This is a genomic window from Alistipes sp. (assembly GCF_020026455.1).
Classification (GTDB): Bacteria; Bacteroidota; Bacteroidia; order Bacteroidales; family Rikenellaceae; genus Alistipes.
This window is the reverse complement of record NZ_JAHHQJ010000015.1, coordinates 25,951-45,196: the sequence shown is the minus strand read 5'-3', so window position 1 is coordinate 45,196 and position 19,246 is coordinate 25,951. Positions and strand designations below refer to the sequence as shown.

The 19,246-nt window shown below is 61.1% G+C and carries 11 protein-coding genes; 3 read left to right on the top strand and 8 right to left on the bottom strand.

The features are described 5' to 3' along the window. The first annotated feature begins 41 nt into the window (after window positions 1–41). From hepC (QZ460_RS08740) to QZ460_RS08730, 3 genes are read left to right on the top strand one after another with little or no spacing between them, the layout of a single operon-like run. Window positions 42–1,979 carry a heparin-sulfate lyase HepC gene (hepC, locus tag QZ460_RS08740; protein WP_290541192.1) on the top strand — a complete coding sequence of 646 codons (1,938 nt, stop codon included), beginning with the start codon at window positions 42–44 and terminating at the stop codon, window positions 1,977–1,979. Window positions 1,980–1,984: 5 nt separating this feature from the next. After that, window positions 1,985–3,988: a heparinase II/III family protein gene (locus tag QZ460_RS08735; RefSeq protein ID WP_290541191.1), complete on the top strand. Its 2,004-nt coding sequence runs from the start codon at window positions 1,985–1,987 to the stop codon at window positions 3,986–3,988. 16 nt (window positions 3,989–4,004) lie between these two features. Continuing rightward, entirely contained in the window at window positions 4,005–5,141 is a 1,137-nt protein-coding gene (locus QZ460_RS08730) for a heparin lyase I family protein (protein WP_290541215.1), read from the top strand. A 383-nt stretch (window positions 5,142–5,524) separates the two neighbouring features. Here the strand turns inward: QZ460_RS08730 and QZ460_RS08725 are convergent, their stop codons facing one another. The 8 genes from QZ460_RS08725 to QZ460_RS08690 all read right to left on the bottom strand — a co-directional run bounded on the left by QZ460_RS08725 (window position 5,525) and on the right by QZ460_RS08690 (window position 19,245). Then, a complete protein-coding gene (locus QZ460_RS08725) occupies window positions 5,525–7,168 on the bottom strand; it encodes a RagB/SusD family nutrient uptake outer membrane protein (protein WP_290541190.1) in 1,644 nt (547 codons plus the stop codon). A 13-nt stretch (window positions 7,169–7,181) separates the two neighbouring features. Beyond that, window positions 7,182–10,334, bottom strand: a complete 3,153-nt coding sequence (locus QZ460_RS08720) for a TonB-dependent receptor (RefSeq protein WP_290541214.1) — start codon at window positions 10,332–10,334, stop codon at window positions 7,182–7,184. Window positions 10,335–10,355: 21 nt separating this feature from the next. Then, window positions 10,356–12,470, bottom strand: a complete 2,115-nt coding sequence (locus QZ460_RS08715; protein WP_290541189.1) for a surface glycan-binding family protein — start codon at window positions 12,468–12,470, stop codon at window positions 10,356–10,358. Window positions 12,471–12,490: 20 nt separating this feature from the next. After that, on the bottom strand, window positions 12,491–15,400 hold the full coding sequence (hepC, locus tag QZ460_RS08710; protein WP_290541188.1) for a heparin-sulfate lyase HepC: 2,910 nt from the start codon (window positions 15,398–15,400) through the stop codon (window positions 12,491–12,493). Window positions 15,401–15,435: 35 nt separating this feature from the next. Next, the gene (locus QZ460_RS08705; protein ID WP_290541187.1) at window positions 15,436–16,632 is read right to left on the bottom strand and encodes a glycoside hydrolase family 88 protein; all 1,197 of its coding nucleotides are present in this window, start codon (window positions 16,630–16,632) and stop codon (window positions 15,436–15,438) included. Between the two features lie 284 nt (window positions 16,633–16,916). Then, on the bottom strand, window positions 16,917–17,732 hold the full coding sequence (locus QZ460_RS08700; RefSeq protein ID WP_290541186.1) for an SDR family oxidoreductase: 816 nt from the start codon (window positions 17,730–17,732) through the stop codon (window positions 16,917–16,919). Between the two features lies 1 nt (window position 17,733). Next, entirely contained in the window at window positions 17,734–18,519 is a 786-nt protein-coding gene (locus tag QZ460_RS08695; protein ID WP_290541185.1) for an MBL fold metallo-hydrolase, read from the bottom strand. Between the two features lie 432 nt (window positions 18,520–18,951). After that, window positions 18,952–19,245, bottom strand: a complete 294-nt coding sequence (locus tag QZ460_RS08690) for a PG0541 family transporter-associated protein (RefSeq protein WP_290541184.1) — start codon at window positions 19,243–19,245, stop codon at window positions 18,952–18,954. Window position 19,246: the final 1 nt, after the last annotated feature.

The following is a 19,246-nucleotide window of genomic DNA, read 5'->3' as shown; positions in this document are numbered from 1 at the left end:
TATTAATAAAAGGTCGCCGCGCTTTATCCTATCTTTGTGCTATGAAACCTGCAAAACTACTTATCGCACTGCTGCTGGCCTTCGGGCCCTCGCTGCTGCGGGCGCAGACCGACACCACGGTCTTCGCCCTGCTGGACCTCTCCCGCCCCGGACTGGAGCGCGTCGCCGCGCTGCACGCCGCGGGCGACGACTCGGCCGCCGCCGAAGCCCTGCTCGACTACTACCGCCACCGCACGGGCGTCGTCTGCCCCGAGGTAGACCTCGCCCACATCACGATCACCCCCGACGAACAGCGTTGGGCCGACGAGGCGATGGACCACCGCTTCTTCGTCCACAAGGGATATCAGCCCTCCTATTTCTATGGCGACGACATCGACTGGGAGTACTGGCCCGTGAAGGACAACGAACTGCGCTGGCAGCTGCACCGCATGAAATGGTGGGTGCCGATGGGCAAAGCCTACCGTCTCTCGGGCGACGAACGTTACGCCGCGGAGTGGTGTGCCGAATACCTCGACTGGATGCGCAAGAACCCCCTCACGGCGTATGACGAGGGGAAGGCCCGGAACTGGTCGCAGGCCGAAAACGTCTATTTCGCGTGGAGACCGCTGGAGGTGAGCGACCGGCTGGAGTTTCAGATCCACCAGTTTCTCTACTTCCTGCCTGCCGAGGCGTTCAGCGGGGATTTCCTGCTGCAGTTCCTGGACAACTACCACCGTCACGCGGAGCACATCACGCATCATTTCTCGGCCAAGGGCAACCACCTGCTGTTCCAGGCCCAGCGGCTCATCTTCGCGGGGGTCTTCTTCCCCGAATTCCGCGACGCGGCACGCTGGCGCGCAACGGGCGTCGGGATCCTCAACCGCCAGATCGGCGAACAGGTCTACGACGACGGCATGCAGTATGAACTGGACCTGCACTACCACCACGAATCCATCGACATCTTCTTCAAGGCCCTGCGGATGATGGATGCCAACGGACACCGGGGCGAATTCCCGGCCGCATACCTCGCCACGGTCGAACGGATGATCGACGCCTATATCGACTGCTCGTTCCCCGACTACACAACGCCGCTGTTCAGCGACAACCGGTTCCGGGAAAAGGAGGAGCTGATGCCCTGCTACCGCGCATGGGCCGAGGTGTTCCCGGCCAATGCCGCGATCCGCTGGATAGCGACCGAAGGCCGCCAGGGCGCAGCCCCCGGGCATCTCTCGCAGGCGCTGCGCACCTCGGGATTCTACGTCCTGCGCAACGGCTGGGAGCCCGACGCCACGGTGATGGTCCTCAAGGCCGGACCGCAGGGATTCTGGCACTGCCAGCCCGACAACGGCACGTTCGAACTCTGGCACCGGGGACGCAATTTCTTCCCCGACTCGGGCTGCTACGTCTATGCCGGCGACAAGGAGGTGACCGACCTGCGCAACTGGTTTCGCCAGACGCAGGTCCACAACACCGTGACGCTCGACGGCCGCAATCTCGAACACACCGATTCGAAATGCCTGCGCTGGGAGACGGGCACGGGGACGGACTGCGTGACGGTAGAGAACCCCTCCTACGAGGGCCTCACCCACCGCCGCACGGTGTGGTTCGTCGACCGGAGGTTCTTCGTCATCGCCGACGAGGCGTCGGGAGCGGCCGAAGGGACGGTTTGTCTGCACTACAACCTTCCGGAAGGCGATCCGGCGGAAGATACGGCGGCCTGCAGCGCGGCGACCCGCTTCGACGACGGCAACAACCTGTTGTTGCAGGTTTTCGGCGCGGAGCGCATGGAACGCCGCGAAGGCTGGGTGTCGCGGACCTACCGGCAGCGCACGGAACGGCCCGCCTATGCCTTCACCGTGCGGAAGCAGGCCGGGAAGCCCGTGCGGCTGGTGACGGTACTGCTCCCGGCGGAGGATGCCGCGGCGCAGCGCGTCGAGGCCCTCTGGCGCGGGGACCGGCTGCAAGTCAAAATCAACGGAGCGAAATACAACCTAAAATAACTGTCATGAAACGAATTCTGATGACCCTTTGCGCCGTGCTGACGATCGGTGCGGCGGCCGCCGCCGGGACCTCTCCGGCCCTCGGCGACGAAAAATCGCTTTACGAACTGCTGGACCTCGACCGACCGGGGATGGAGGCGGTGAAGAAAGCCGTCGCCAAAGGCAACATCGCCGCCGCGGACAAGGAGCTACTGCGCTATTTCCGCACCCGCAAACCAGTGGAACTCTTCGGTCTCGACCTGGAAAACGTCAAAGTGAGCAAACTCGAACAGAAGCAGGCCGACGAAGCCCTGGAGCACAAATTCTACGCACACAAGGGCTATCAGCCCTCGTATTTCTACGGCGACGATATCGACTGGCGCTACTGGCCCGTGAAGGACAACGAACTGCGCTGGCAGCTGCACCGACACTACTGGTTCATACCGCTGGCCAAGTGCTACTACACCACGGGCGAGGCCAAATACATCGACGCGTGGATGGACCAATACACCGACTGGGTGCGGAAAAACCCGCTGGACGGCGTCGAACGCCTGAAGGCCGCCGGAGCTTCGGAGGCCGAGATCGCCGCCGAACGGGAGAATTGCCGCTTCGCATGGCGCCCGATGGAGGCCGGGCGGCGGCTTCAGGACCTGCTGACCGAATTCGCGCTGACGATCCGTTCGCCACGCTTCACGCCCCGGTTCCTCAACCTCTATCTGCGGACCTACCGGCAGCATGCCGACCACATCCTGAACAACTACTCCAAGCAGGGCAACCACCTGCTGTTCGAGGCCCAGCGAATGCTCTTCGCGGGCATCTATTTCCCCGAGTTCCGCGAGGCGCCGCAGTGGCGCTGCAGCGGCATCGAGATCCTCAACCGCGAGATCGGCGTGCAGGTATATCCCGACGGAATGCAGTTCGAGCTGGACTTCGGCTACCACATCGCCGCCATCGACATCTTCCTCAAGGCTCTCGGCATGGCCCGCGCCAACGGCTATGAGGACGAATTCCCCCAAAGCTACATCGAAACGGTCGGAAAGATGACCACCGTCACCTGGAATCTGCTCTTCCCCGACTATTCCAACCCGATGTTCGGAGACACCAAGAGCCACGACAAGATTTCGCTCCTGCGGCAGTTCCGCAGCTGGAGCAAGGTCTTCCCCGACGACAAACAGCTGCAGTGGTTCGCCTCGGAGGGCCGCAAGGGTGCACTCCCCAACTACTCCTCGCAGCAGTTCCCGGCATCGGGATTCTACGTCCTGCGCACGGGATGGGACAAGGAGGCCACCGTCACGGTTGTGAAGGCCGGTCCCCCGGCATTCTGGCACAACCAGCCCGACAACGGAACGTTCGACTACTGGCGTCGGGGACGCAACTTCTTCCCCGATTCGGGCAGCTACGTCTACGGTGGCGACAGCGCCGTGCTGGCCCAGCGCAACTGGTTCCGCCAGACCCGCGTGCACAACACCGTGACCCTCGACGACCGCGACCTCGAAAAAACCGAATCAAAACTCCTGCTGTGGGACACGACGCCCGAGCTGACAAGGCTGGTGACCGAGAATCACTCCTACGAGGGGCTCACCCACCGCCGGGCGATGTTCTTCACCGGGGAGGGGCTGCTGGTGATCGCCGACCGGGTGTCGGGTCCGGCCGCCGGGAATGTCGGCGTGCATTTCAACCTCTGCCCGGGACGGATCGAATACTCCCGGGACGGCACCGTGCGCACGCTGTTCGCCGACGGAAACAACATCCGCATCAAGACCTCGGCGACGGTCCCCGTGCAGATCCGCGAGGAGGAGGGTTGGGTGTCGACCGCCTACCGCAAGAAGGAGGAGCGCCCGGCCTATGCTGTCGAGGCGCAGAAGAGCGCCGGCGATGAACTGCTGTTCGTCACGGTGATCGCCCCCGACGAGATGCCCTTTCAGGGATCGATCGCCATCGTGCCGCAGAAGGCACCCGCGGACGACACGCTCCGATTTGCAGTGCGCGTGGGCACCAAAACCTACGACTTAGGCTATGAACTCAAATAAGACTACGATGAGAATCATGTATCCCGTCCTGCTGCTGCTGGCCTGCACGCCGGACATCGCACAGGGAAAAGAACTCCCGAACGGATTTACGCCGCTGCCCGAGCGGGTGAACATTCAGGCTGACTCGGCCCGGATGAGTCAGGTGATCGACAACGAGTGGGTCGCCGTGGGGATCGGCAAGGAGGAGGCGCTGGGGCACGACCACAGCCGCATGTATGCCGGGAAACCCTCCTACCGCTTCACCCTCGGCCGCAACGACAACACGCTCGCAGGCTACGCCCCGGGCGAGACCAAGGGGCGTTCGGAACTCTCCTGGTGTTATGCCACGGCGGCCGATTTCGCAGCTCTTCCGGACAAGGCCTACGCCGATGCCCGGCGGATGAAGACCGTCTACCACCACGGCAAGGGGATCTGTCCGCAGGCTACGTCGTGGAGCTACACGTTTGCGGTCTGGATTCCCGCGGAGCTGAGCCCCGAGGTATCGACGATCTTCGCCCAATGGCACGGCATGCCCGACCGGACGCTGGTGACTGCGCCCGACGGCCGTGTGATGAAGCTCCCGGCGGAGGAGTTCCTCGCCATGCAGGACACCGTCATCATCAAAAAGGACAAGGTCTACGAGCGGGTGGAATATGTGAACAGGAAGGGCGAAAAAGCCTGGAAAGCGGGCAAGCCGACGGGATGGAAGGTCGAGCAGGGCGGATATCCCCCGCTGGCGTTCGGATTTGCAAACGGCTATTTCTACATCAAGGCCAACTCCGACCGCCGCTGGTTCACCGACAAGACCGACCGCTGCAACGCCCATGCGGGCCAAGCCGAAGTGATGGTGCCCGTCACCTCGGAGTTCAAGGCCTCGACCATCGCCGCGCGGATGCCCTTCGCCGAGTTCCCGAAGGAGCGTTGGGTGACCTTCACCGTGGAGATCGACTGGACGCAGTATGGCGGCGAGGCCGAGACGATCGTGCGCCCGGGGCGCCTCGACGTATGGATGGCCCACGACAACCGGAAAAACCATCTGGTCGACAACAAGCAGATACTCATAGGCCGCAACGACGAGGACGGCTACTACTTCAAATTCGGCATCTACCGCGTGGGCGACAGCACCGAACCCGTGAGCTACAACCTGGCCGGGTATGCCCAGCGGCAGCGCTAATCCGAAGCGGAACGGACAAAAAGAGGCGGGATTGCGATCCCGCCTTTTTTCGGTTTGTTCCCGAGCGATGTTTTGTTCCTGAGCGATGTCCGCATCGGGCCGCCCTCGATCAGCAAGGATTTTGCAGGAAGTGCGGATTTTGACGGGAGTACGGATTCCGGATGGGGCGAGCATTTCGGATAGACGCACATTCCGGGCGGGCACACATTCGGGGCGGGCACACATTCGGGGCGGGCGCACATTCCGGGTGGGTGCACATTCCGGGCGGGTGCTCCGCGGCATAAGCCAAGATGCCAATGCCCCAACGGCGGCCCGCAAACGATTCGGCGGGAGTTACGCAACCGATCGTAACTCCCGCCGAATTCAGGTTCTCATGCCCCGGATCACTGACCCCAGCCCGGATTCTGCCGGCATTTGGGCATCATGTCGAGGTCGCGCTGCGGAATGGGCAGCAGCTCGTGGCGGCCCTTGATGATGTATCTGGAGACGGCATAGTTGGCGTTGGGATACCAGTCGACCAGCTCCTGGGCGGTCTCCAGAATGCGGTCGTAGTAGATTCCCCAGCGGATCAGGTCCTGCTTGCGGTGGCCCTCGAAACAGAGTTCGTAGGCACGTTCCTTACGGATCGCCTCGCGCAGGGCATCGCGCGAAAGACCGTAGGAGAGATCGTGTTTCTGATCGCCGAAACCGCGGCGCCGCACGGCATTCACGGCATCGACAGCGTCGACGACCGAACCGCCCGACTCGTTGAGCGCCTCGGCGAAGAGCAGCAGCACATCCGAATAGCGCAGAATGTACCAGTTGACGTTCGACTTGTCGTTGTTGACGATGTAGTTCGCCGACTCGACATACTTCTCGGTGTCCCATTTGCCCGGCGTGAACAGCTGGCGGCGGCGGTTCTTGTCCTCCTCGGAGAGCGTCGCTCCCGAAGAGGTCGCCAAATAAGGAATCGGGCCGCTGCCCTGCGTGTGATCGTACTTGTAGTCGGCGATCGAAAGCGCCATGCGGGGGTCGTTCAGCTTCTCCCACTCGCGGGTAAAGTTATAGGTCACTTTCCAGTTGGCGGCATTGCGGCCACGCTCGCCCTCGACCGTGGTGGCCAACACGCCGTTCCATTTGCCGATACGTCCGGCCGTGTTGTCGCTGTCGAGGCCCGTCGGCGAGAAGAACGACACTTCGATCAGGCTCTCGCCCGCGTCCCAGATCCCGTTGCAGGTGTTCTTCCAGACGGTTGCGTAGTCGCTGATCAGGCGATGTTTGCCCGACTCCACGACGCGGCGGGCGACCTTCGCGGCCTCGGCCCATTTCGACTCGTCGCGCACGGGATAGCCGGCCCACGTACAGTAGACCTTGGCCTGCAGGCCCAGCGCGGCGCCCTTCGAGAAACGATAGGCGTTGGACGTGCGCCGGGTGTCGTCGACGGCCCACGGGAGCACCTCGGCGGCATAGTTCAGGTCCTGCTCGATATAGGCGTAGACGTCCTTGGGGGCGGCCTGCTCGAAGGTCTCGTCCTTCCTGCGCGAATCGGCTGTCGAGGTCATCAGCACCACGTTGCCATACCAGCGCACCAGTTCGAAATAGAACAGCGCACGCAGCGCACGGGCCTCGCCCAGGTAGATCGTCGCCAGTTCGCGGTCCGAAGAGCTCCAGCCGTCCATACGCTCCGAAACGGTCTCGATGAAGTCATTGGCATCGTAGATGGCCGAATAGAGCTTCTCCCACGTGCGGGCGATCTGCGAGGTCGAGGCATTGTGGGAATTGGTCGGGATCTCCCGGAACGAGGAGGTCGAGTTACCCTCGCACTGGGCAATGTCGGTCGAGATTGTGAACAGCAACGACAGGTGGTAGGAATAGGTATGCTCGTCCGCCAGGTTCTTGTAGACGCCCAGGAGGACGGTCTCGGCCTCCTTGGCATTGTTCAGGTAGTTGCCCTTGCCGGTCTCCGAATAGGATTCCTCTTCGAGCAGATCGGAGCACGAGGCGAACAGCAGGCAGAACGGCAGACAGTATAATAATATCTTTTTCATGGTTTTTATCGTATTAGAAGGTCAGATCAATACCAAACGTATAGACTTTGCTCTTCGGATAGGCGCCCCAGTCGAGCGAAGGGGTCATCGGATTCGACGCACGCATGTTCACCTCGGGGTCATAGCCCGAATAGCCCGTCACCACGAAGAGATTCTGGGCCGTGAAATACAGGCGCAGCTTCGAAACGTAGAACTTGCGCGTCCACGGCTGCGGGAAGGTATAGCCCACGGTCAGGTTCTTCAGTCGAAGAAACGATCCGTCCTCGATGAAGCGCGAGTAGATCTCGTTCTTGACATAGCCGTCCCAGGCCGGCACACGGTTCGAAGCGTGGCTCTGCGTCCAGCGGTCGGCAACCTCGGCCATCAGGTTGGAACGCTGGTCCTGTGTCTGCGATGCGTAGAGGCGCGTGGCGTTGTAGACGTCGTTGCCGTAGTTGAACTGGAACATGAAGCTCAGGTCAACGCCCTTGTAAGACAGCGTATTGGTGATACCGCCATACCATTTGGGCGTGCCGTTGCCGATCACCGTACGGTCGGTCGTCGTGATCACGCCGTCGCCATCGACATCCCGATACTTGACCATACCCGGCTTCACGGCCACTCCGGCGTGGGCGGTGATGTCGGCGATGCCCTCCTTGAGGACATACTCTCCCGTGGCGGCGTTGACGTTGAAATCCGAAGTCTGGTAAACGCCGTCGAAAACATAGCCGTAGATCAGACCCAGCGACTGACCGACACGGGCCGCATAGTCGTAACCCGAGTAGTCGCGGTTCCAGTTCGCCGTGGTCATCATCTCCCGGGCTCCGCCGGCCAGCGCCCGCAGTTCGTTGCGGACGAACGAGATATTGAAATCGGTCGTCCAGCGGAAACCGCTCTTCGAACTGATGTTCGTCGAGTTGATCGCCAGCTCAATACCCTTGTTGCGGATCTTGCCCACATTCATCCATTGCGACGCAAAGCCCGAGACATAGGCGCGATTGGCTGCCATCAGCAGGTCCTTCGTGTCCTTGAGGAAGAAATCGGCCGTGACATTCAGGCGGTTGCGGAACAGACCCAGATCGATACCGACGTTGGTGCTCTGCGAGGCCTCCCACTTGATGTTCTCCGGCAGCTGCTTGGGCGACAGGACCGTGATGACGTTGTTGCCATAGCCGTATTTGCCCTGCGCATAGAGCTCCAGCGAGAGGTAGTTGGTGATGCGGTCGTTACCCACGACACCCCAGCCGGCACGCAGCTTCAGGTTGGAGATGACATCCTGCTTCTTCATGAACTTCTCCTCCGAGATGCGCCATGCAGCCGAAAACGACGGGAAATAACCCCACTTATTGTTCTGGCTGAAGACCGTCGATCCGTCGGCACGGATCGTAGCCGTAAAGAGGTAGCGATCGCGGTAATTGTAGTTCGCACGGGCGAAGAACGAGATGAGCAGCTTGTCCGAACGGCTCGAATTCGCCGTGGTCGGCGTAGCGCCCAGCCCGAGGTTGTCGTTGGCGATGTTGTCGAACGGGAAATCGGTGGCTCCGGCCAGCAGGTATTCCGATCCCTGGAAGGCTGTCTCCTGTCCGAGCATCACGTCGAAGGCATGGCCACGATTACGCTTGTACTTATAGGTCAGGTAGTTGAAATTCGTCCAGCGGACATTGCGCGTCATGCGGGTCGAACCGTAGGGAGTCTGGCCGTTGCGGTAGGCCTCCTTCGAACCGTCCTGATAGAAGATGTAGTTGCGGGCATTGGAGGTGCTGTACGTTCCGGCCGTGCGGAAGGTCCAGCCCTTGGCGAAATCGACGGTCAGCGCCAGGTTGCCCGACCACATCTCGGTCTTGGTGGTGTTGATCACCGACTCGGCCTGCTTGATGGGATTCACCTGAGAGAGCGACTCCGAGGTCTCGAGCTCCAGCGGGTCGATCGACGAGGCCAGCAGCTCCTCGTCGGTCATCCTGAGGCCGCCCGTGGGACGTGCACGCAAAATCTGCGCCAGCATGTTGAAACGCCCGTTGTCACCCGAGGTGCCCACACCGCGCTTGTCCGTATTGGCGTAGTTGACCGAGGCGTCGATCGACACGGCTTTCGAAATCTTATGGTTCACGCGCATCTTGCCCGTGATCTTGTTGAAGGCGCTGTTCCGGAAGATACCGTTCTCGAGGAAGTCGGCAAACGAAAAGGCGTATTTGGTCTTGTTGTTGCCACCCGAAACCGAGACGTTGTGGTCCTGCGACCAGGTGGGACGGAACGTTTCGTTCTGCCAGTCAATACCTCCCAGGCCGATATAGTCGTCGATCGACTGATAACGGTGGGGAACGCCCTTGTCATCGTTTCCCGCCTTGTAGTAGGTCTCGCCGAACTTGTCGGGCCAGGCCTCGGTTTGCAGCTTCACAAATTCGTAGGGCGAAAGCAGGTCGAGGGTTTGGGAGATCTGGCGGTAGCTGGCCGAGCCGTTGTAGGTCACGACGGGACGCCCCACCTTGCCGGATTTGGTCGTCACCATCACCACACCGTTGGCCGCACGCGATCCGTAGATGGCCGACGAGGAGGCATCCTTGAGCACCTCGATCGACTCGATGTCCGAATTGGACAGGTAGTCGATGTTCTCCACCTGGAAGCCGTCGACGATGTAGAGCGGCGACGTGTCGCCGTTGACCGAACCCACTCCGCGCACCTTGATGTCGAAACCGGCTCCCGGGGTACCGTCCGTAGCGGTGATCTGCACACCGGCGATCTGGCCGCCGAGGGCCTCCATCACCGAACCCGTCTTGAAGCCTTCCACATCCTTTGCGGAGACCGAAGCAACCGATCCGGTCAGGTCGCCGCGCTTCACGGCGCCGTAGCCCACGACCACCACCTCGTCCATGACGTTCGCTTCGGGAACAAGCTTGATATCCAGCCGGGTCTGCGAGGCGACAGTCACCTCCTGGGGCTTATAGCCCAGGTAGGAGAAGACCAGCACGCTGCCCTTGCGGACCGGAATGGTGAACGTTCCGTTCAGGTCGGTCGAGACTCCCTGCGTCGTGCCCTTGACCACGACATTGGCTCCGATTGCCGGCTGGCCGTTCTCATCGACCACCTTACCCGTTATCTTGTTCTGGGCCGACACCGCGAAGGCCAGCATCAGGGCCAGAAGGGTCAGCACCCCTTTCAGCCCGAAAGCCCGGTTTATCATGTATTTCATAGGTTTCATGTTCAGTTAGGTTTAAAATTTCTCATCGAACCAGATCCAGATGGGGAAGATCTGCGAACCGGAGTTGATCTTACCCGAATTGCCGTTCGTGACGAAGGTCATCTGCGCGAAGAACGCTCCGTTGGCTGCAACGTTGTTCGCGTCGATCCACTTGTTGGCATTCACGACGACCGTCTTGTCGGCAGGTTCCACATAGGCCAGCGCCGAGCCCAGACGCGACGCGTTCACGTAGTAGGAAATCGGGTCTTTCGATCCGGTGCCCACCGTCGCCGAGCCGATGCTGTTATAGTAGGACTTCCACATCTGATACAGGAAAGTGTCGGTACCCGAGGCCGGTGTGCCGTCCTTGTGCGAGGCCGGACCGCCGATATTGTAGTAGTTGAACGTGCGGCGGTAATCCATCAGGAACAACGAAAGACTGGGCGCACCGCTGATTTCCGGAACAACCGAAACCCCTCCCCGCCGCGGGTTGACCTGCATGACGAACGGTTTGTAACGAACCGTCACTCCGGACTCGGCGACGTGGAACGAGAAGAACACGGGAACCGTGACCGACGTCTCGCCGACCTCACCCTTGCCGGCCGTAGCCGTCACCAGAACCAGACCGCCGTTGCCGGTCTTGAAGCCACTCGGTGTGATGGCCCCCGTCTCCGAATCGATCTGCGTGCCCGAACACTGGTGCTTGATGCGGATCGACCACGAAAGTTTCGTGCCCGGTTTGGCATCGGTTGTCGGCGTCAGCGGCGTGAAATCCTTGCCCGACGCGAAATGGAACTGGCTGGCGTAACGTTCGGCCGGAGCAAGGCCGAGGTTGTTGCCGTAGGAGATCGTCGTGAAATAGTAGGGATTCTCGTTGACGGTCAGCGTGAGGGTGGTCTCCGCCTCGCCCTTCAGGTTGGACGCCTTGACGCGGATGGCATACACGCCCTTCGGGATCGAGTGTCCCTTGGCGGCCGAAACCTCGCCCGTCACCCGATCGACCGAGATCTGCCCCCGGACCTCGGCGGGCACCTCGCCCAGCGAGAAAGTCACCTCGTCGCCGACGAACCCGGCCTTCCGGGGAGCTTTGAACGCTCCGCCCTGAATAGCCGAAACGGGCTCGTAGCCGAACGAATCGGATTCGATCGGAGCGATGAACTTGATCACGTTCAGCGTATAGGCTCCTTCGAAATCGGTCGTACCGAAGCTGTTTTGGACCGTCAGATCGAGCGTATAGGAGGCATCTATGGGCAGCCCGCTGTCGGCATCGACCGAAACGACGCCCGTAGCCGGATCGATCTTGATTTTATCGGTTGGGGCCGTACCCTCGGCCGGGTTCACCTGCTTGATCGCCCACACGACCTCGTCGGGCGAGCCCTTCAGCACGGGGGTCGAACCCTGGAAAGCCTTGTTGTACTCCATGCGGCCCGAAGAAGAGGGATAGCGCACCTCCAGCGGCTCGCTGGTGATGCTTGCCGTCAGCAGGTTATCGTAGGTCGCCGAACCCGCATAGGTTTCGATCTTGACAGGCAGCGGATAGTGGCCCGGCATCACTTCGCCCTTGAAAGCGGCGTTGAAGGTCACGACTCCGCTTTTGGAGATGGTGAAATATTCGACCCCCTTCGCCTGGACGAGCGAATAGTTGAGAATCGACACCGACTCGCCCACGGGAGCCACCCGGACCGAAGCCTTGGAGCTCTTCAGCTCGGCATAGGGGATCACCAGCGTCGGGGTGTTCACCTCGACCGCCTCGGGAGTGGCCGGGACCATCCGCACCACGAAGATATCCTTGAAGCGGAAGACACCGCCGCCGGCCTGGCACGCGATGGTCAATTTGTAGGTGCCGGGGACAAGGGATTCGGTATTCGAGATGGTGACCATGCCGGTATCGGCACCGATCGAGAAGCACTCGGTGGCGAAGGCCTGGTCGTCGAGCGTGACGCCCGCAATCGAGAAGTCGGACGGCGCAGGACCGTAGTAGGTCGGGGTGCCCGACACGAAGTTCATGGAAGGACCGATGTCCACGACCGTCGGGTAGAAAAGCTGCAGGTCGCCGCTTTTGGTATCGTCGTCTTCGCAGGCCGCGAGAACAACCGCGCAAAGGGCGGTCAGCGCTGCGAAACACAGGTTTCGAAACAGGTATTTCATAGGTTATTGCGGTTTTGAGGTTACAGGGTATAGGACAACTCGGGATAGGAAACATCCCCGATCTGCACGCGGACCGAACCGCCGCTCACCGACCAGTCGCCCAGTGTGATGGTGATCGTCTCGGCCGTGGCGTCGGAGGTCGGCAGCAGCACCGTGGCGTAACGCACGACCGGTTCGTCGGCCCTCTTGTCGAGGTTCAGCTGGTAGGCCTTGCGCGCCGAAGTCTGGTTGATGTTGTAGGAGACGAAGCCTTGTCCGGGGACGAACTGCCCCGCCTTGCTCGCCTTGGTGCGGACCAGCAGGTTGTTGCCGTCGGCAAATGCCGTATGAAAACCGGACTCCGCGGCATCGTAGACAACCTGGGATTCGGTCCCTTCGGTGATGTTGAAATTCAGGTTGACGGTGCCCCCGGCCGAACCGTAGGCCTCGTCGAGAAGCACGTAGAACTTGTCGTCGACCAGGAAGATCGTGCGGCGGTGCGTCAGCCCCGCGTAGGAGGGGTTCTCCAGCACCAGGGCCTGGTACGAATGGCCCGAACCCGACTTGTAGAACTGCTTGAGCATCTTGCCGTCGCTCGAAACGTTCTTGTTGTCGAGCGTAAGGGTGTTGTGGGCCGTCGAAGCCGCGTACTTGCGCCGGTCGGCATTGGACGTCGAGGAGCCTCCGTAGGAGAAGCAACCCGAATCGGGGAAGAAATTGCGGCCCCTAATCCACAGTTCGAACGTATTGTTGTCGTACTGGCGGTGCCACTGCGCCCCGTTGTGGCCGCCGCTGGGGTTGTCCGGCGTGTTCTGCAGCACCATCATCATGTCGTCCATCGTCCAGCCCGTGCGCAGCACGTAGTAACCGCCGTCGGGGAAGGTCTTGATCTTCGTGTCGGGCATCGTGCCCTCGGCTCCGGCAGTCGCCATCCAGAGCATCCGATCGTTGTCGGGGAAGAGCTTGTAGTAGTTGGACAGGTTGCGCTGAAGCACCCGTGCGGTCCACGTGGCACGCCGCGTGTCGGCCATATTCGGCACCGTGTAATCGGGATAGATCATGTTCATCACCACGTCGGTCATCTTGCGCATCGAAGCCACGTAATCCGACGAAAAACGACTCTCCTCGCCGTTGCGCTGCGCCACGTCCAGCGACACCCGGAAATCCTCGATCCCCGAGATGTGGTAGTGCAGGTCGCCGTCCTTCAGCCAGCCGTCGGGAAAATACTCCGAGGTCACCGCGCCGCCGAGGACACCCGTGCCGCTCGTCTTCCACGCCGCGGCATCCTTCAGCTCGGGGAAGAGCATGCCGGCGAAGGTCACGGCCTGAGCCTGGGTAATGCGGTGGTTGGAGTCCTCCGAATAGTTGTTCATGATGTGGTTGGCATGCTCGTCGAGGTGTTTCAGCACCTCGCTCAGCCATGCGACCGTGACGGACTCCGACTGCTGGTAGTACTCCAGCAGGGCACACTGGTCGATCAGGCGCGCCGCCACGTCGAGCGGACGCCACGAAGCGTGGTTGGTCACGTCGGTGCCCTGCTCGGGCTTGGGATTCTGGCGGATCCAGTCGCCGTAGACCTCGATCCAGTTCTGCACATATTTCTCGTCCTGCGTCGAACAGTAGGTCTTGGCCTGCGGAACCATCCACTGGTGGCGGTGCAGCTGGTAGCGCTGCTCCTGCTCGCCCGTCGGCCAGAAGGTCCAGTCGATGCCCTCGCCGCTCTTGCTCTTATACGAATAAGGGACATTTTCGCCGGCCGCGGAATCGAAATAGTTGTTCACATAGAAACGATAGCCGTTCTCGCGAAGCGCATAATCGGCCCAGCGCTGCTCGTTGGCCGTGGGCGTCACGCTCGAAAGGTCGACATGGGGATTCAGTCCGTGGGTGCGCGAACGGTAGTAGTTCATCAACTCCTCCAACGCCATATAGTAGTCGCCGGAATCGTAGGCACGCTTCACCTTCGTCAGGCCGCCGTAATCGAGGTTCAGCACCTCGAATACACTGGCGTCGACGCCCTCGTTCATCGACCCCGAGCCGCTCTCGACCCATGCTTCGGCATCCTTCATCTCGGGGAAGATCGTTCCCGCACGGAACACGGCATGGGCCTCGGCGGCCTTCGTTGCGCTATCCTTGGAATAGTGCGCCCTGACATGCTCGGCCTGCTCGGCCAGATTGGCCAGGAATTTCGAAAGCAGCTGCGGCGTGAAAGAGGTCGACTGCATGAAATAATAGAGCAGGTCGCACTGGTCCTCGACGCGGCAGGCCACGTCGGCCGGGCGCCAGGCGTAGAGCGCCTCGCGCAACTCCTCGGGCTGCGTGGCCGGATCGGCCTCGTAGTCCACCTCGCCCGTCGGACGGGGGAAGTGCTTCAGCCAGTCCTCGTAGACCGCCGCCCATTCGGTGATGTAGGTCTCGTCGAGCGACGTACGGTAGGCCTTGCCCTGCGGAACCATCCACTGAAGGCGGTGCAGGCCGCTGCGCTCGTCCCAAGTGCCCGAAGCACGCTTCGACCAGTCGATCTTGCCGGACGTCAGGTAGGAATAGGGCTTGTCGCCGTCCGTGTAGGTGCCATTATGGAAACGGTATTCGTTCCTGGAAAGGGCATAGTCGGCCCACGCCTGCTCCTGTGCCGAAATCGAAGGGGCTATCAGGTTGACATTGCCGTTGACCACGTCGGTCCGCCCGCGGTAATACTCCAGCAGAGCCTGGGCCGCCAGGTAATACTGACCCGAATCGTAGTGGGATTTCACGGCGGCAAGACCGGGGTAATCGAGATTCAGGGCGCTGAACACATCCGCGTCGATCACACTGTTGTCGGGAATCGTCGGCTCCGTGGAACCGGATTCGTGACCCTTGTCGCTTCGTTCCAGATCATCCGACAGGCAGCCCGCCGAGAAGAGGACCGCCACGATGAAACAGAACGCCGTAATTTTGGTAAAATTGCGTTTCATAGGTTATAGGTTATGTTGGATTTTCGGTATCGGAATCAGATACGCCGCGCATCGAGGCCTCGCAGCGCCAGGTAGCGCCCGATGGCCTCGAGGTAGTAGTAGTCCGCATAGTTGAGCGGGGTGTCGATCTCGCTCTCGGCAGGCAGATGGCCGACGCTGTGCATCAGGATGAAACCGCCGTTGGTCCCCGGCTCGGCCAGATACGACTCCGACGAGAGGGTCATCAGCAGCATCTCGGCATAGTCGAAATACTTCTTGCCGTCGCCTTCGGGAACCAGCGTCGAAAGTTCGAACAGCGCCGACGAGACGACAGCCGCAGCCGAAGCGTCGCGCGGAGCATCGGGGATGTTCGGAGCGTTGTAGTCCCAGTAGGGAATGCGGTCGACGGGGGTGTTGGGATGGTGCATGATGAAGTCGGCGATCCGTTCAGCGTGCTTCAGGTATTTCGCATCGCCCGTCTCACGGTAGCACATCGTGTAGCCGTAGAGCCCCCACGCCTGGCCGCGGGCCCATGCCGAAGAGTCGGAATAGCCCTGGAACGTACCACGGCTCTCGATCGTGCCGTCGTCGTTGTAGCTCACGACATGGAACGAACTGGCGTCGTCGCGGAAATGGTTCTTCAGCGTGATGTCGGCATGGCGGACCGCCACGTCGCGGTAGACCGGGTCACCCGTGTGTTTCGAGGCCCAAAAGAGCATCTCGAGGTTCATCATGTTGTCGATGATCACCGGGTAGTTCCACGCGCCGAAATCCCACGAACGAATCACGCCGATGCGGGGGTCGCAGCGCGAGATGAGGCTCTTGGCCGCCTCGACGATCACCTCTTCCGAGTGTCGGTCATGCAAGGTCTGCATCTGCTGGCCGTAGCTGCAGAAGACCATGAAGCCCAGGTCGTGCGTCCCTTTATAATATTGTATACCCTCCAGCCGGTCGGTGTATTTCTTCGCTTCGGCAAGGAGTTTTTCGTTGCCCGTGAGGCGGTAGCACTGCCAGAGCGATCCGGGGAAGAATCCGCTCGTCCAGTCCTTGGCATCGACGGCCCGGAATTTGGGCATCAGCGAACGGGGAAAGCAGTTCGTCGTGTCGAGTTCGGCGGCCGCGTCCAGCAGTTGGCTGTCGGCGACTCCGACGGCATGTTTCAGCGATGCGATTTCGGGGGAGCGGTCCGCAGCACACGAACCCAGCACAAGCAGCGAAAGGAGACCCAGAATGGGGCGAAAATTTCTTCTCATGAGCGAGTCAGGTTTTTTGGTTGAGGTTTTACTTTTTTCCGAAAGTAAAATTACCGATAAGCCCCCGCACACACCCTGAAAATTGAAGAATTGATCTTCAAAACCGCTCCAATTACCTTTGATTTTGTGCAATCGGATGCGGAATTTGTCCAAAATCGGCCCCAGAGGGCGTTTTCAAGGCACTCGGCAGCGGCATCAAGCCGCCCGAAAAAGCGCCTGAGGAACGGGCTCAAAAAAGGCGGGAACCTGTCGAAAGTTCCCGCTCCCCGTCATCCGATTTCCGGCTATTTGAAAGGCGAGTCCGGCTCGCGGGACATCACCAGATAGAACATCCGGTCGAGGAACGCCGGGGCGAACTTCTTGACGAAGTGCGTCGCACGCCCCTCACTCTCCATCAGGCAGAGGCGCCGGCGCTTCAGGATGCCCTTCGCCACGATGCGGGCCACCTCCTCGGGGGTCATCATCTTCGCCTCGTCGCGCGGGGTTTCGCCCTGCTGTTTCCCGTCGGCCGTGAGGGCCGAAAAACGGACGTTCGAGGCCGTGAAGCCCGGGCAGGCGATCATCACATGGAGTCCCTTTTTGAGGTTCTCGATGCGCAGCGTTTCGAGGAATCCCGTCATGGCGTATTTCGAAGCCGAATAGCCCGTGCGGCCCGGCAGTCCGTGCAGCCCGGCGACGGAGGAGATGCCCACGACGGAGCCTTTCGACGCCTGCAGGTAGGGCAATGCGAACTTGCAACAATAGACCGTACCCCAGAAGTTGACATCCATCAGCCGGTGCAGCACATCGAGGTCCACGTCGTCGAAGATGGCGCGCATCGAAATGCCCGCATTGCAGATCAGCACATCCAGACCGCCGAACTCCCGAACGGCGGTTTCGATCAGCTCCCGGCACTCCCCGGGCTGCGTCACGTCCACCCCGCAATAGGCCGCCTGCCCGCCCCGGGCACGGATCTCTCCCGCAAGAAGCTGCAATTTCTGCACGTTGCGCGCCCCGAGCACCACTTTTGCGCCCTGGCCGGCATATACCTTCGCCATCGCCTCGCCGATACCCGACGAAGCGCCCGTAATGACGATTACCCGATCCTTGAGTGTTTTCATATCAGTCGTTTATTTCGATTTCCAACATGTCGTAAGCCAGATGCACGCCCGGAGGAAGCAGCGCATCCGTCGCGGCGTGGAGGCCGAGTTCGTGGGACATATGCGTGATATACGCCTCGCGCGGACCGATGCGGCGGATCAACGACAGCGCCTCCGCAAGGTTGAAGTGCGAAGGATGCGGCGCAAAACGCAACGCATTGACCACCAGAGTCTGCGTCCCGATCAGTTTTTCGACCTCGGACTCCTCGATGGTCTTGAAGTCCGTCAGGTAGGCCAGCGGTCCGAAGCGGAAGCCCGTGACCTCGAAGCGCTCGGAATGGTGGCCCGACACGGGCACGATCTCCACCTCCCCGATCCGGAACGGACGCGAAGTGTCGATTTCGTGCAGTTCGATTTCCGGCACTCCGCGGTATTTGTCCTGCGCAAAGGCATAGTCGAAATCCTTGCGCACGGCCTTCAGGGCCCGCGGGGCTGCCCAGATATGGACCTTGTGGACGGTCGGCGGATAGTCGACGAAATTGAAGGCCCGCACATCGTCGAGACCGCCGATATGGTCCTTGTGCTCGTGGGTCAGCAGAATGGCATCGAGATGCCGCACGCCCGTGCGAAGCATCTGATAACGGAAATCGGGCCCGGCGTCGATGACGATGCGCACGCCGCGCGTCTCGACCAGCGCCGAGGTGCGCAGGCGCCTGTCGCGCCAGTCCTCCGACGTGCAGACCTCGCAGCGGCAGCCGATGACGGGTACGCCCTGCGAAGTACCAGTTCCCAGAAAGGTGAGTTTCATGGATGCAAATGTAGAAAAAATCGCGCAATTCCCGGCACGTTGCGGCGCATTGCTTCACTTTTCGCCCCGCCCGGAGCCGCATCCGGATCCCATCCGGCTCCGGGCGGAGCCTTCGGGACTGCGGATCAGGACGGAAATTCGGGAGGGACGAGCATGTCGGGAGGGAGCGGGCAGAGAGGGACGAGAAGCCGGAAGGGATTGGGGAGGCCGGGATCGGGTAGGAGCAAGGGGCGGGAATATCAGGTCAGGTCTGGTCGGGGCAAGGCAGGTCAGGTCAGAACAGAGCAGGTCAGGTCAGGTCAGAACAGAGCAGGTCGAAGCCAGGGAGCAGGCCGGGGGGGGCAGAAAAACGGGGCGGACGGATCGTACCCGAGTACATTCCGTTCGCCCCGCAGAAGGGATATGCGGCAAGGAAAGCCGCATGCTGCGGAATCAGAATCCGCTTTCGATATTCCAGACAAACGCCCGGGACCCCTGCATCCGGGTCGCTGCGTCCATCTGGCGGAAGGCTTCCATCAGCGGAGCAACCTTCTCATCGTCGACGATGGCCAGAATCGAGGCGTTCATCGAAGGCCACGCATGCGTGCCGTAGTGGGGTTCGCCGTCGACCGAGCCGCGACCCTCGGTCAGGGCCCATTTGGTGAAGCCGCGGATACCCTGCTCGTCGAGAATGGCGTTCACCCGGTCGGTCAGCGCCTGGTTGTATGACAAAAATACTGCTTTCATA

Bases quoted from the DNA above. Each gene is read 5' to 3' on its own strand.
- hepC (WP_290541192.1), top strand. From the start codon at position 42: ATGAAACCTGCAAAACTACTTATCGCACTGCTGCTGGCCTTCGGGCCC.
- QZ460_RS08735 (WP_290541191.1), top strand. From the start codon at position 1,985: ATGAAACGAATTCTGATGACCCTTTGCGCCGTGCTGACGATCGGTGCG.
- QZ460_RS08730 (WP_290541215.1), top strand. From the start codon at position 4,005: ATGTATCCCGTCCTGCTGCTGCTGGCCTGCACGCCGGACATCGCACAG.
- QZ460_RS08725 (WP_290541190.1), bottom strand. From the start codon at position 7,168: ATGAAAAAGATATTATTATACTGTCTGCCGTTCTGCCTGCTGTTCGCC.
- QZ460_RS08720 (WP_290541214.1), bottom strand. From the start codon at position 10,334: ATGAAATACATGATAAACCGGGCTTTCGGGCTGAAAGGGGTGCTGACC.
- QZ460_RS08715 (WP_290541189.1), bottom strand. From the start codon at position 12,470: ATGAAATACCTGTTTCGAAACCTGTGTTTCGCAGCGCTGACCGCCCTT.
- hepC (WP_290541188.1), bottom strand. From the start codon at position 15,400: ATGAAACGCAATTTTACCAAAATTACGGCGTTCTGTTTCATCGTGGCG.
- QZ460_RS08705 (WP_290541187.1), bottom strand. From the start codon at position 16,632: ATGAGAAGAAATTTTCGCCCCATTCTGGGTCTCCTTTCGCTGCTTGTG.
- QZ460_RS08700 (WP_290541186.1), bottom strand. From the start codon at position 17,732: ATGAAAACACTCAAGGATCGGGTAATCGTCATTACGGGCGCTTCGTCG.
- QZ460_RS08695 (WP_290541185.1), bottom strand. From the start codon at position 18,519: ATGAAACTCACCTTTCTGGGAACTGGTACTTCGCAGGGCGTACCCGTC.
- QZ460_RS08690 (WP_290541184.1), bottom strand. From the start codon at position 19,245: ATGAAAGCAGTATTTTTGTCATACAACCAGGCGCTGACCGACCGGGTG.